General features: G+C 46.9%; 2 tRNA genes and 2 rRNA genes. All 4 read left to right on the forward strand.

From position 1 onward, the window contains the following. Nucleotides 1-67, forward strand: a 16S ribosomal RNA gene (locus G5154_RS21120); the annotation flags it as partial. A gap of 72 nt (nucleotides 68-139) precedes the next feature. Beyond that, nucleotides 140-216: transfer RNA gene (locus G5154_RS21125), tRNA-Ile, on the forward strand. Nucleotides 217-232: 16 nt separating this feature from the next. Then, nucleotides 233-308 (forward strand) — tRNA-Ala (locus G5154_RS21130). Between the two features lie 240 nt (nucleotides 309-548). Further along, nucleotides 549-800: ribosomal RNA gene (locus tag G5154_RS21135) — 23S ribosomal RNA — on the forward strand; the annotation flags it as partial.

Genomic DNA, 800 nt, shown 5'->3' on the forward strand with positions numbered 1-800 from the left:
ATTCATGACTGGGGTGAAGTCGTAACAAGGTAACCCTAGGGGAACCTGGGGTTGGATCACCTCCTTACCTTAAGATGACGAAGTTGTTGAGTGTTCACACAGATTGCCTTGATTCAAGTTTAGAGACAGTACACGAAGTGGGTCTGTAGCTCAGGTGGTTAGAGCGCACCCCTGATAAGGGTGAGGTCGGTGGTTCGAGTCCACTCAGACCCACCACTTCGTTCCCGATTATGGGGCTATAGCTCAGCTGGGAGAGCGCCTGCTTTGCACGCAGGAGGTCTGCGGTTCGATCCCGCATAGCTCCACCATAATCGGTACTGAATTTTGCGAGAAGCAAAAGCCATGAGTTGAACCAAATGTTCAATCTATGTCTTTGACTTCTTTATGAAGTTTGCTCTTTAACAATCTGGAAAGCTGATTTAAAAAGTAGTTCTCAAACATTTGTTACAAGTGCTTTGGAAACTTCTTGGCGAAAACCAAATTTTATTTGGTCCTTGTTGTACGACAACAGGCTGTGCCGGTTTCACCGACACTTCTTGGGGTTGTATGGTTAAGTGACTAAGCGTACATGGTGGATGCCTTGGCAGTCAGAGGCGATGAAGGACGTACTAACCTGCGATAAGCTGTGAGAAGTCGGTAAGAGACGCTATTACTCACAGATTTCCGAATGGGGAAACCCACCCAAGATAACTTGGGTATCGTTACATGAATACATAGTGTAACGAGGCGAACCGGGAGAACTGAAACATCTAAGTACCCCGAGGAAAAGAAATCAACCGAGATTCCCTCAGTAGCGGCGA

Source organism: Aeromonas sp. 600527 (genome assembly GCF_049175415.1).
GTDB classification, from domain to species: Bacteria; Pseudomonadota; Gammaproteobacteria; order Enterobacterales; family Aeromonadaceae; genus Aeromonas; species Aeromonas veronii_A.